12 protein-coding genes are annotated in these 12970 nt (G+C 45.6%); 7 read left to right on the top strand and 5 right to left on the bottom strand.

Annotated features, from left to right (window positions below; all coding sequences use genetic code 11):
* Positions 1-530 precede the first annotated feature (530 nt).
* The gene (locus ASG93_RS36780; protein WP_268796001.1) at positions 531-653 is read left to right on the top strand and encodes a hypothetical protein; all 123 of its coding nucleotides are present in this window, start codon (positions 531-533) and stop codon (positions 651-653) included.
* 187 nt (positions 654-840) lie between these two features.
* On the opposite strand, the gene ASG93_RS09415 is transcribed toward ASG93_RS36780, so the two are convergent.
* The 4 genes from ASG93_RS09415 to ASG93_RS09400 all read right to left on the bottom strand — a co-directional run bounded on the left by ASG93_RS09415 (position 841) and on the right by ASG93_RS09400 (position 4054).
* On the bottom strand, positions 841-1521 hold the full coding sequence (locus ASG93_RS09415; protein ID WP_029194582.1) for a TIGR00266 family protein: 681 nt from the start codon (positions 1519-1521) through the stop codon (positions 841-843).
* Positions 1522-1555: 34 nt separating this feature from the next.
* Entirely contained in the window at positions 1556-2755 is a 1200-nt protein-coding gene (locus tag ASG93_RS09410) for an MFS transporter (protein ID WP_056831148.1), read from the bottom strand.
* Between the two features lie 97 nt (positions 2756-2852).
* On the bottom strand, positions 2853-3095 hold the full coding sequence (locus ASG93_RS09405) for a hypothetical protein (protein WP_056831146.1): 243 nt from the start codon (positions 3093-3095) through the stop codon (positions 2853-2855).
* A gap of 80 nt (positions 3096-3175) precedes the next feature.
* On the bottom strand, positions 3176-4054 hold the full coding sequence (locus tag ASG93_RS09400; RefSeq protein WP_056831143.1) for a helix-turn-helix transcriptional regulator: 879 nt from the start codon (positions 4052-4054) through the stop codon (positions 3176-3178).
* A 155-nt stretch (positions 4055-4209) separates the two neighbouring features.
* Here ASG93_RS09400 and ASG93_RS09395 point away from each other — a divergent pair, with 155 nt between their 5' ends.
* The 3 genes from ASG93_RS09395 (at position 4210) to ASG93_RS09385 (ending at position 6550) form a co-directional block, all read left to right on the top strand.
* On the top strand, positions 4210-5604 hold the full coding sequence (locus tag ASG93_RS09395) for an MATE family efflux transporter (RefSeq protein WP_056831194.1): 1395 nt from the start codon (positions 4210-4212) through the stop codon (positions 5602-5604).
* 139 nt (positions 5605-5743) lie between these two features.
* The gene (locus tag ASG93_RS09390; protein ID WP_056831192.1) at positions 5744-6055 is read left to right on the top strand and encodes an ArsR/SmtB family transcription factor; all 312 of its coding nucleotides are present in this window, start codon (positions 5744-5746) and stop codon (positions 6053-6055) included.
* 60 nt (positions 6056-6115) lie between these two features.
* Positions 6116-6550: an SRPBCC family protein gene (locus tag ASG93_RS09385; protein ID WP_056831136.1), complete on the top strand. Its 435-nt coding sequence runs from the start codon at positions 6116-6118 to the stop codon at positions 6548-6550.
* A 758-nt stretch (positions 6551-7308) separates the two neighbouring features.
* Here ASG93_RS09385 and ASG93_RS09380 read toward each other — a convergent pair.
* Entirely contained in the window at positions 7309-8214 is a 906-nt protein-coding gene (locus ASG93_RS09380) for an ArsR/SmtB family transcription factor (RefSeq protein ID WP_056831134.1), read from the bottom strand.
* Positions 8215-8379: 165 nt separating this feature from the next.
* Here ASG93_RS09380 and ASG93_RS09375 point away from each other — a divergent pair, with 165 nt between their 5' ends.
* The 3 genes from ASG93_RS09375 (at position 8380) to ASG93_RS09365 (ending at position 12902) form a co-directional block, all read left to right on the top strand.
* Positions 8380-9891 carry an alpha-N-arabinofuranosidase gene (locus tag ASG93_RS09375; RefSeq protein ID WP_056831132.1) on the top strand — a complete coding sequence of 504 codons (1512 nt, stop codon included), beginning with the start codon at positions 8380-8382 and terminating at the stop codon, positions 9889-9891.
* A gap of 583 nt (positions 9892-10474) precedes the next feature.
* Positions 10475-10789, top strand: a complete 315-nt coding sequence (locus tag ASG93_RS09370; protein WP_056831130.1) for a c-type cytochrome — start codon at positions 10475-10477, stop codon at positions 10787-10789.
* A gap of 97 nt (positions 10790-10886) precedes the next feature.
* Complete coding sequence (locus ASG93_RS09365; RefSeq protein ID WP_056831127.1) at positions 10887-12902, top strand: LTA synthase family protein; 2016 nt, start codon at positions 10887-10889, stop codon at positions 12900-12902.
* Positions 12903-12970: the final 68 nt, after the last annotated feature.

Below are 12970 nucleotides of genomic sequence, written 5' to 3'. Positions count from 1 at the left end.
ATGGGCTATTAAGGGCATTGACCCGTTGCAACCCCATCGTACAGGAGACGCTCCTTTTATTTCAAAGGCCAAATATTAGCGTCTACAGGAATGTTCTTAACGTTCAAGTAAAGTGTGAATTTAGGAGAAAAGCAGTTGGATAAGAGCCTTTAGAGACTGCTATCTCTTCATTTTCACCGTATTTTGTAAAAATAGGAGTCCCTAGAGACTCTTAACGTTCAAGTAAAGTGTAGAATTCAAACCAATTACAGAATTAAGAAAGAGATTTATCCGTTTAAATGCCCTGATTTTTAATACTTAAACGGAGAATAACATGATATCTTGGCACCTAATANAGACTCTTAACGTTCAAGTAAAGTGTAGAATTCAAACCAATTACAGAATTAAGAAAGAGATTTATCCGTTTAAATGCCCTGATTTTTAATACTTAAACGGAGAATAACATGATATCTTGGCACCTAATGGATATCTTGGGTAGGTGACTGTTTTTGAATGCGGTATAAGTCCTTATGTAGCAAGGGTTTTGAATTATGAAATTGACTCGAAAATACAACATTTTAAAAGAGGAAGTACCAAAAGAAGTACCAAAAGAAGTACCAAAAGAAGCTCCAAAAAAAAGCACCAAAGAAGTACCAAAAGAAGCACCAAAGTAGCTCCAAATAAAGGATCCAAATGAAGTTTTAGAATTGAGAACTTCATTTGAAACCTTCAAATTCTTTTGTGCAAACTAGTTTATATCATCGAAGAAGTTACTCTAATTTAGCTCGCAAGTTACTCTAATCACGGGATCGGATGCCATAGCACATAACTGCCACCTAGACTGTTTGGATCTCGCAGCACTTATCTGCCGCCTGGAATAAACTGCTTAATCCAACCGCCGAAACCCTGCGGGTTCCTCGTTTGAATGAGCACGACACCTTCGCCGCGGAATCGGCAGACAACGCCCTCGCCGCTCGTCAAACTGGATAACCAGCCTTTGGCTGCTTTTTCAATCGTATACTGCGTATAATCCGGCCAAGCGACGAGATGCCCGTTATCAATGATTACTTCTTGCCCTGGAGCTAGATTAATGGCATGAATAGCGCCGTAGGAAGAGAGGAACACGGTGCCTCTTCCGCTAATTTCAACGATGAAAAACCCCTCGCCTGACATAAAGCCGCTCATCAGGTTTTGCATTTTCGTATTCACCTGAATGCCGGATGTTCCAGCAAGAAAGCCGTCTTTTTGCACATACAGCTTGTAGGATCCGTCCAGTTCTACGGCTTCAATATCGCCAATGACTGTAGGTGCCAGTAAAACCTCGCCCGATCCTCTGGTTGGAGTTAGTTCTTGGAAGAAGAATTTCTCGCCGCTCAGCATTCGGCCTAAACCGCGCATGATACCGCCCTCTACGGTTCCCTTGAGTTCGATATTGGGGGACATCGAGACCATGGCGCCAGCTTCCGCCTTGATGTTCTCGCCTGCTTCAAGCTCAACCTTCAACATAGGAAATGCGCCTTTGTATAGAATTTCGTGTTTCATAGTGATCCTCCAATTTTAAATGAAATGGGTTGTGTTAAGCCGTTTCTGAATGGTAATGACTGTCTAAACTGCGATTCGTAAAGACGAATCCAGCACAAAGCAGTAAAATGCCCATCGTGACATAGAAGACGGACGTGAAACCGTACGCTGCCGCAAGGTGACTGCCAATTAAAGGGCCAATCAGATTGCCTAGGAACAGCGATGAGGTGTTAAAGCCGTAAGCGGTCCCCTGAATCTGAGAGGGGGCCAGCTTCATGACCAGCGCATTCAGAGAGGGAATCATGCCGCCGATGAACAGCCCAAGCAGGAACCTGCCGACTAGGAGCATTGTGATGCTAGTGGCAAAAGCCTGCGGGATGAAGGCAAGAGCCGCCATCGATAAGGCGATCACGAGTGTTTTACGCTGGCCGATTCGGTCGCCGAGTCTCCCTAAGGATGGGGCGCCGAACAAGTTCGCGATGCCGGTAATCGCAACGATTAGACCAGCGAACAGCTCCAAGTGGCTGCCGGTATATAAGGTCTTCGCGTACACAGTCACAATCGGCTCGATGCTCATCATTCCGATCTGTGTGATCAGGGAAGCAGCGAAGACTGGGAGCAAAGGCCGAAACAGCCGCCAATTGGTGCGCTGTCGTTCTTTTTTCTTAGAGGGAGGCTTACGCTCCTCTTTAATGAAAATCATGACGATGATGCTCGCACAGAGCATGAGCCCGCCAGTGAAGAAGAACACATGGCTGTAGCCGAAGATCCCTGCCAGCAAGCCACCAAGCAAAGGCCCGATGAGCGATCCGGCAATAGCTCCCGTTTGTAAGGTGCCGAGCGACTTGCCTGAATGTTCCGGCGGTGTAACGGAAGCTTGAAGAGACACCGCCATGGAGATGAAGCCGGAGAAGATGCCGTTGAGCAGCCGCAGAGACAGCAGCTGCCACGGTGACGTGACGATGCCCATAAGCGCTGTCACAATCGCCATCCCGAACCCGGCGCGAAGCAGCATGATTTTACGCCCGCGTCGATCCGCGATAGCCCCCCATAATGGCTGAGTGAGAAACGAAGTGATGAACTGTGCAGCGACAATCCAGCCTGTCCAACGTACAATTTCGCCAAGATCTTGAACCCCGAGTTCTCCGATGTAGAGCGGTAGAAATGGAAGAACGAGATTCATGCCGCACATAACGGAGAAATTAGCACCCCATAGAATCCATAGTGACTTTTTCCAATGTAAGGGGGAGGACATGGTCGTAGGCTCCTTATCATTTTTTTTCAGTATAACATAAAAAGAGCTATCCCCAAGCGGTTAAGGCCGCAAGGAGGATAGCTGCTGGGGAGAAGGTTTATTGATTCATATTCGACATCATTGCGCCGAAGAAGAGGACAAAGAAAATAAAATAGAGACCGAGTCCAATGAGAGCCCAGATTAAGCTAGCTTTGGCATAATTTGATTTCGAAGGGTTTTCTCCTTTACTGAATGCCCATACGAATAACATCACAATATTCACAAGTGGAATGGCAAGGAGCAGGATTATGATCATCCAGTCTTTTACACTTAGGACAGGTGCATGTTGCTGATTTTCCATATCAAGTCAACTCCCTCTAAGTTATATAAGTTAACTGTATTTTGAAGTTAGCTTATATATGCCATCGAGTTGTTCGTTCATTATCCCCGTGAGAACTGCTGCCTGTACTTGCGAGGAGAGATACCCTCCATTCTGGTGAAGCAGGTGGCAAAATAGGCAGGCTGCTCAAAACCCACTTCTTCAGCGACATGCGCAACGGGAAGATCAGTTTGAAGCAGCAGCAGCTTAGCCTGCTGGATCCTTAATCTGAGCAGGTATTCCGTCGGGGAGCAGCCATATTCTTTTTGCATGCAGCGTGCAATGTAAACAGGGTGGAAGTTGACATGATCACCGAGTTCTTTGGCTGAAACGGAAGCTTTGTAATGCTGCCTTAAATAGGCGGCCGCTTTTTCCGCGCAAGCCTTGGAGGGTGAGGGATGATCGTTGTCTGTGGAAGCGGAAAGCTGGTGCAATAGCTCATGAAATAGCTGCTGCTGGGCATAACGGACACTGCTCTGATGAGCGCTTGGATGCAGCTGCTGAAGCTGTTCGAGCAGGTCATAGGTTTTTTCTGGCTGCAGAAGTGTTGTATATTGCGGGATCCGAATCGTAAATGGCTCTACAGCAAATGGCTCAATTGGAGTTTGTCTTGGATCTTCCAGAGGTATAGGTTGGACCGAATGGTCTACCATAGCCCATGGTCCTCCTGCGTGGAAGTGCATCCAATAAGTACCCGTCAGCTCGGAACAGACTTGTGTAGCGAAATGATAGCTGTCCGGCCTTAGAATAACGGCTTGTCCAGCTGCTACCTCGAACCTAGCATCCTCCTCGCCTATATAGAAGCAGCCCGATGTGGTGATCAGTAAATCAAACACTTGGATATTACGTCTGCTCGGATGTTTGCTGCCTTTGGATATCATGCTGAAACCGCTTGTAATGTAGTGCGGCAGCGGAGGGACAGTCATTTCGATAAATGCCATCGGAGTCACCTTTTCATCTCTTGAATGGAGGTTGGAATTTTGAAACTTTAAGTTGCAATATTCATACATGATGTCAACTATAGCATCTATAATTTGAGCAGACAACAAAGTTTCATTTATACAAAAAGAGAGATGATAATCGGATGGTGAAAAACATGGTTAAAGAGAAAAACAAGTTTACACTGCGGCTTCTAGCTTGGCCTATTTTCGTCGAATTGCTTCTGCAATTGCTTTTAGGTGCCGTCGATACCTTAATGGTGAGCCGTGTATCGGATGATGCGGTGGCGGTGGTCGGTTTATCGAACCAGCTGTTCCAAGCGATGATGATCTTATTTATGACGGTTGCGAGTGGCGCCGGGATTTTGATTGCTCAGAAAATAGGAGCCAAGCAGAATGAATCTGCACGCACCGTTGCCATTATGGCTGTAACCGTCAGCGCACTGATAGGAAGTGTACTGAGTGTGATTCTTTATATGGAAGCTCGACCTCTGGCTAATCTCTTCCACTTGGAGGAACGGCTGCTTCCTCTGGCTGAAACCTATATCTCGATTGTGGGGAGCGGGATGGTTTTGACAGCTTTGACTGCTTCGCTTAGCACCGTAATTCGGAATACGGGGAACACCAAGAGGCCGATGATTACGGCTATTGGTATGAATGTGATACACATCGTGTTTAACTATGGATTTATATATGGCGAGCTCGGATTTCCTCAACTGGGGTTAACGGGTGTGGCCATTTCGACACTTGTGAGCCGGTTGCTCGCGACGTGTTTGCTGCTGTTTATGTTCGTTTCCGCGTTTGAGCAGAGGATGGAGTGGCGGGATCTGATCGTATTCCATCGAAAGCTGTTTGGCGATATTTTGAAAATAGGTTGGCCGCTCGGCGTGAACATGTCTTCCTGGGTATTAACGCAGTTGACCATCTACACGTTCCTTGCCACGATGGGAGCTAAGGAATTGGCGGCGAGAACGTATATGAACACGCTCGAGTCGATTTGTTTTATGTTAGGCTATTCCATTGCCTTAGCTGTTCAAATTCAGATAGCCCATCTGTATGGAGCTGGAAATATCAAAGAAGCTTATAAGAGCGGGTATCGAGGAACATGGATTGGACTCGGTTTGGTTGGATTCAACAGCATCATTCTCTTTCTTGTCGGCAAAAGCTTTCTCGGCTTCTTCACCTCAGACGCAGATATTATTAAGCTGGGACTTTCGTGTCTGGTGCTGACACTTATCCTGCAGCCGGGGAGAATGCTCAATATGGGCTTCGGTAATGCGCTGAGCGCGGTAGGCGATACCCGTTACAATATGATTATCTCGCTATTCTCGATGTGGGGAGTGGCCGCGGGTCTTTCTTATGTCTTGGGCTTGCACATGGGCTGGGGACTGGCGGGTATTTATGTCGCCATGATTTGCGACGAATATTTGCGCGGCATTCTCGTTATCATCCGTTGGCGCCAGATGAAATATTTGCGCCGAGCGGAGGCGCGGGATAAGAGCGCTGCTGCTTCTGGGAGCGCTGAGGCTGTTGGTGTGGGCATGCATGCGTAGGTTGGTTGGGTGAAATATGTTTCTGAGAGGCACGGAATTGCTCTTCCGTGTCTTTTTGGGTTTCGAGAATGGAACAAACAGGCGGAATATTCCAAAAAACCAAATTTGACATGCATAAATGGTTGCATATAATGAGTGCATGGATAAAGTATTTAAAGCTCTTGCTGATTCAAGCCGAAGACAACTCCTTGACGAGCTCTTCAAGAATAATGGTCAGACATTAAACGAACTATGTGAACATCTTGAGATGACGCGTCAAGCCGTAACCAAACACCTGCTTATATTGGAGGAAGCGAATCTAATACTTATTGTTTGGCAAGGCCGAAATAAAATTCATTATCTAAATGTGGCACCCATTGGAGAGATTTATGACCGCTGGATCAGCAAATATGATCGTGATCGTATCGAAGCATTGCTTGAACTTAAAAGGAAGCTTGAAGCGGAGGATTAAAATGACGGATGCAGCATTTGTTTATGTCACTTACATCAAGACGAAGAGAGTTGATTTAGGTTGAACAACCTTACGAAATTTAAAATAGTTAAGCCCGTTAATGAAGTTTTCGAAGCTCTTATAGACCCTGTGAAAATGTCTAATTATTGGTTTTCTTCGGGCTCTGGAAGATTGGAGCAAGGCAAGATGATTACTTGGAGATATGAGGAATATGAGGCACAAGTGGATATCAAAGTATTGGAAATCGAGGTAAATAAGAAAATCGTTTTCCAATGGGGTGCAACGGACGATGGAAATGTTGTAACGATTACACTGAAAGAGTTGGATAATTCAAGTACCGTTATTGAAGTTAACGAAGAAGGTTTTAATGAAAATGATGAGGACCTACTAAGTCAATTGATAGATAATAAAGAAGGTTGGGTTTATATGTTGACCTGTCTGAAGGGGTATTTGGAATTTGGTGTTAATGGATTGAGAGCAGCCATTGTGAGATGAGTTGGGCTCTTTTTTAATAGATAATTTATTGGGCTATCGTGGAAACGGATGTATTCATCGTAAAGTGGTGTGAGACGTCTGAAAAGGACCTTTCAGCTGCTGAGAGAAGTTAAGTTAGTGGGTTTTGCATCCTGAATAGGCAGAAAAGGCTGTCTCGGAGGCTCGAATGCAGCTAAAGTGGTGCGAGACGTCTGAAAAGGACCTCTCAGCTCTTGAGAGAAGGCAAGTTAGCGGTTTTGCGTCCTGAGAAGGCAGAATGGGTCATCTCGGGGGTCCGAATGGAGCGGAAGTATCCTGAGACGTCTGAAGAAGACCTCTCAACTGCTGATTGTATGCTGCTACATTAGTATTTGATGACGTGGAAAGAAGCATGAAGAATTATCCCCTAGCTTTGGAAATCCCCGCTATAAATCGATGAAGAGGAACGTAGAGGCGTTAATTTGCTCATATGAACGATCCAGAGCCAAAAACTGCGAAATAACGCATTGTCGTTCCTCTTTCTCATGATTTCGGCGTTTTTCGTCCAAATAACGAATCGACGTTCCCTCGAGTAAATCATGGTTACCTAGCAAGCTAAAGTAAAGGGTATTGAGCCATAACCATCCCAAAAGATGGCTTCGGATAGCCTATTACTCGCCGTAAGGCAAGGTCCGGCATGATCGGCCGGACCGGGATCCAAAAAATAGGCCGCCTGTAAAGAAGTGCACTTGACAGGCTCACTTTCAGCCCCTAATCCATGCATTTACACAAGTCGCCCCCTACTTGCGGTAGGTGCGAAAAAGAATGTCACGGTTGTAGTTGCCAAACCCCTCACCGTACAAGGTCAAACCGCCGACATGCGCGGCATGCTTCGGCACTTCGAGCCGCAATGTCCACTCGTTGCGGGACATAGGGAGATCCTTGATCGAGACAGACGATAGCCGCTGTCCGTCAAGGAAGGTTCCCTGCTCTGTGATCCGGATGATTTTCAACCAACCATATTGGTTGATCGTATCCGGCCACCAGGCAGGAGTGAGTTGGCCGCGGCCTTGTCCCGAATCACCGGGACTTGTCCAATAGCCGAGCAGCGTATCATTGACGTGAAAATGAATGTCGGACAGCCAATTCGCTTCAATTCCAGGTGCCTCAGAGCCGATTTCTAGCGAAATCTCAATTTCTTCAAGTGTCTGACCGGGCAGCACATAGTTCGGAATGCGATACTCCACGAAGCCGCTGCCGAACCAAAGAATCTTGGCATGCATCCGCTCTGGCTCGAAGAAGAAGCGCGGATCATCATACTGACCAATCACATGATCAGCCGTAGCCAGACCGCAGGTTGGATGCACTTCGAAGCGTGTGTAATGGCCAACTGGAATCGCAACTTCATCGAACACTCGCTGCTGCTCTATGGGCTGCGGGAGCCGCATTTCGATGTGGGAGATGGCCAATTTGCACATTTTGTGCGTGCCGCTTTGCTTGCGAACTAAATCAGTCTGAATAAGCCCTCCGGCCTCGAGCTTTTTTACATGCATAGTTACGATGGCGCTGCTTAATCCCAGCATATGGGCTAATTCCTTAACATTCATCTCTTTCTCAGCAAGCAGTTCCAGTATCTTAAGCCGCACATCGCTAGCCAGCGCTTCATACAGCGGCAGCCATTTGCGGTCTGTTGTCGTTTGGATCATCGAACAATCTCCTCATAAGTAGACTAATTAATGAAAATATGAATTCAACAAAAGGCAGATGAAAAGCTTGAAATCATCCGCTATTTATTGTTTAATATAGTCATGAACATAATAAATGTATTAACTGATTCATATTTTCATTAATTATACTACGAGGTGAACGCAATGTCTATGAAAGCGAGTATGATTGTCGACAAAGATTTTATAATCGGAGAAGTAGATTCTCGTATTTATGGCTCATTTATTGAGCATTTGGGACGTGCAGTCTATGGCGGAATTTATGAACCTGGACATCCGCAAGCGGATGAGCAAGGCTTTCGAGCAGACGTACTGGAGCTGGTAAAAGGTTTGGATGTTCCGATTGTTCGTTATCCGGGAGGCAACTTTGTATCCGGTTACAACTGGGAGGATGGCATTGGACCGTTAGAAGAGCGTAAGAAAAGGCTTGATCTGGCTTGGCGTACCATTGAACCTAACCTAGTTGGACTGAACGAATTCATGGATTGGTGCCGCAAAGCAAATACAGAAGCCATGATGGCCGTTAATCTGGGGACTCGCGGTCCGGATGAGGCAAGAGATATCATTGAATATTCTAATATCAAAGGTGGTACTTACTGGAGTGATTTACGGATTTCTCATGGGTATAAGGCACCTCATAATATCAAAACCTGGTGTCTAGGCAACGAAATGGATGGTCCTTGGCAAACGGGCAGCAAAACTGCTGCGGAATACGGACGCACAGCCTGTGAAACGGCCAAAGTCATGAAGTGGGTTGACCCTTCTATCGAGCTTGTTGCTTGTGGCAGCTCTAGTCTACTTATGCCGACTTTCCCTGACTGGGAAGCGACTGTACTTGAGCATACGTATGATCACGTCGATTATATTTCCCTGCATCAATATTATGGCAATCGTGATAAGGATTCTGCCAATTTCCTTGCACAATCAATGGGCATGGATAATTTCATCCATACGGTGATCTCGACGGCGGATTACATTCAGGCCAAAAAACGCGGTAAGAAGAAAATCAACTTATCCTTCGACGAATGGAATGTTTGGTATCATTCCAACGATGCGGATCGCAAAATAGAACCTTGGTCCATTGCGCCGCCGCAGCTTGAAGATATCTACAACCACGAAGATGCCTTGTTAGTTGGTTGTATGCTTATCTCCATGTTGAAGCGTGCGGATCGTGTGAAGATGGCTTGTTTGGCACAACTCGTTAACGTCATCGCACCGATCATGACAGCGAATGGGGGAGCAGCCTGGAAGCAAACGATCTACTATCCTTACATGCATGCAAGTGTGTTTGGACGGGGGACTGTTCTTGTGCCTTTGATCAAATCACCGAAATACGATTCGAAGGATTATACGGATGTACCTTATTTGGAAGCTGTTGCCGTTCATAACGAAGACAAGTCCGAAGTGACGATCTTCGCGGTTAACCGTCATCTAGAGGAAGCACTTCCACTGGAGCTGGATTTACGCAGTTTTGGTGATTGCCGAGTTATCGAGCATATCGTACTGGAGAACGATGATCTGAAAGCTTCGAATACCATTGATGCCCAGGATCGGGTGAAGCCTCACACAGGCGGTAATGCGACCCTGTCGTCAAACAGCCAGATTCAGGCGGTACTAGGCAAAGCATCGTGGAACGTCATTCGGTTGAAATTAGCTTAAAAGGCGAGGACGACCTTTAACTGCATAAAAAAGACATGGTCCGGGACTAAAATGCCCCGTGCCATGTCTTTTTTAACATATAAGAATTTGGGCTTGCAGTTAAGTGGAGCTTAGCCCATATTTTTATCGCCAGAAAGAATAAGTGTTTTGGGCTGGGGTGATTTTTAACGAGAAGTAGTGACTGTGGTATTGGTATGCCTGCAATTGTACATGCTTTTTTTCTATAAATAGCTCATATTCGTAAATTCCTGCAAACGTGCAGGCTTTTTCGGTCTTTTTTTATTTTCAGGATGGAAAAGCTAAAGATTCCTGCATAATGGCAGGGTTTTCCACTTCTGAAACGAGATTTTAATAAAATACCTGCACTTTCGCAGTTATTTTAGGCTGTTGTTCTGAATAATAGTTCTCTTCGAACATTGGTGAAGCCTTAGGGGATTCAGCTCAGCTGCTAAAACGCTAAAAATTCCTTATACACCGACGAACGTAAGCAGTATTAGACCGGAATGCGGCGAACTCCTTTATTTTACAATCTAAGCTCTGGTATGATGAGAGAAATATAACAGATTGAAGGAGCTTCGCGCTTATGAAATTAAAGTGGTTTGGTGTCATTGTTCTAGCTCTCGGCTTATCGGCCTGTGGAAATAAACAAAATGAAACGCAATCGGCGGCGGTAAAAGTGGACGTTCCTAAGATTTATCAAAATTTCTGCATCTCGTGTCATGGTAATCAATTACAAGGCGGACAAGGTCCTAATATCCAAAAAGTGGGAGAACGTTTAGATGAAGCGGAGATCATCAAGCGGATTCAAAAGGGTGGTGGCGGGATGCCGCCGTTCCAAGTGGCACTGAAAGAGGAAGAATTGAAGGCGTTGGCATCATGGCTGGCAGGGTTGAAATAATGGGTTTATATGGTAAAACTAAGGTTCCTTTAAGGTTAGCTACATAATTTCTTCACAATTGGCGTTTATAATAGGGGCAAGAGGAGAGTGATGCAATATGCACTTGAATTTGAAGCCCCGGAACCATCTTCCTAAGAAGATGAGACCAAACCGTCTGGGAGCGACGATTTCGCTTTTATTATTTATGATGTGTCTACCACTACTTTCTGTTGTCGGAATGGAACTTCTCGAACGTGGTTCTTGGCATGAAACAGTCCAATGGATAACATCTAACCAATCCTTTTTTCTATTAAATGTAGGATTATCCTTCTGTTTACTAGCTTTCGTTTATGCAATTGTAGGATCATTAGCTATTTCCGGATCTATCGCAACCTTAGTACTTGGCCTAATAGCATTGATTTCTTATATGAAGGTGAAAATGATTGGGGAGCCCTTCTTCCCGTGGGATATTTTACTGAATAAAGAAAGTATGGATATCGCTTCGCTCGTAACAGGGAAAGCCGCACTTTTCCGAATCGGAGCCGTGGTGATCACGGTCATTCTTGTATTTTTATTAAAATGGGTACTCCCGCGCATATCTTTTTCTATCATCAGTCGAATTGGTTTAGGGCTGTTCTCGCTCTATGCCTTATATGCATTTGCGATCAAAACACCGTTAGCTGGCAAAGTTCTTGACCATTTGGGTGTCAACGAAATTGTGTGGAATCAGAAAGAGAACTATGCGAATAATGGACTAGCGCTAGCTTTCACCCTTAATGTCAAAAATTCGATCGTTAAAAAGCCAGAAACGTACAGTGATCAGAGTATTGCCACCGTTGCAGCGAATCTCCAAGAGGTAGGCAAGGAAAAGGCAGGACTGAAAAAGTCCGTAGATGCTGATTCTCTAAAAGGGAAGAAGCCGAACGTGATTTTCATTATGAGTGAAGCGTTCTGGGATCCCACATTGCTAACGAATGTGACGTTTAGTGAAGATCCGGTGCCCACCATCCACCGTTTACAGAAGGAGTCGACATCCGGATACCTATTATCCCCCCAATTCGGTGGCGGTACCAGTAATGTGGAATTCGAAGTGTTAACGGGGAACTCGATGAGCTTCCTGCCAGGAGGATCCATTCCGTATCAACAATATATAACGAAACCTGTACCGAGTTTGGCGAGCTATTTTGCCGATCAGGGCTACAAAAGTATGGGGATTCACTCCTATGAAGGCTGGTTCTGGAACCGTAATTCGGTCTATAAGGAGTTAGGCTTCGAAAGCTTTAAGAGCAGTGAACATTTCGTGAATCCCGAAATGAAGGGTTATTTTATCTCGGATGCTGAAGTGTCTAGGAACATTATCGATGAAGTAGATAAAACCGAAGAGCCTATGTTCATGTACACGGTAACCATGGAAAATCACGGACCCTATGATGAACCTCGGTACGGAGAAAATCATTTCAAAGCGCAAGGCAACTTGACGCCTGAAGCAAAAACGATTCTTGAAACATACGCGCAGGGCGCGCACGATGCGGATCAAAGCTTGCAGATGCTGATCGATCACTTCCAGCAATCGGATGAACCGACGATGATCGTATTCTATGGGGACCATTTGCCGATGCTGGGATTAGATTATCAAGTATATAAAGAAGCAGGCTTCATCCAAACCAGCAATGCGAATGATTGGTCGCTGGAAGAAGTGAAGAAGATGCACAGCATCCCGCTTGTGACTTGGTCGAACTTCGATATGCCGAAGCAAGACATTCCACTTCTCAGTGATTCCTTCCTTGGTGCCCACGTGCTGGATATGCTGCATATGGAAAAACCAGCTAATTTCAAGTTGAATGCCGAATTGGCGGCGCAAGTGCCAGGACTACTAAGTAATCTTGTTGTTGATGCGAACCAAGAACTCCATGCTGCAGTCCCTGAATCCGCGCAAGCACTCCGTGATGACTACAGGAATGTGCAGTACGATTTACTCTTCGGCAAGCAGTACTTGGCTGAACATATCGATCATGACTATTTGACGAAAGCCACTCAGGATAGTTATAACGCAGAATTTGATGAAAATGCTCCTCCGCAAGCTGCGGGAGTGAGCAGCAATTCCCCGTCGGCTAAGCCTGTGAGCGCGCAGTAAGAGAAGTCCCTATTTTGTTGCTTTGAGCGACAGATGGGGACTTTTTTGTTTGTGGTGGTGTTGGAGCG

Source organism: Paenibacillus sp. Soil787 (assembly GCF_001429545.1).
In the GTDB taxonomy this organism is placed as follows: Bacteria; Bacillota; Bacilli; order Paenibacillales; family NBRC-103111; genus Paenibacillus_E.
Note: the sequence above shows the minus strand (reverse complement) of the source record. Positions and strands in the feature narration are given on the sequence as shown.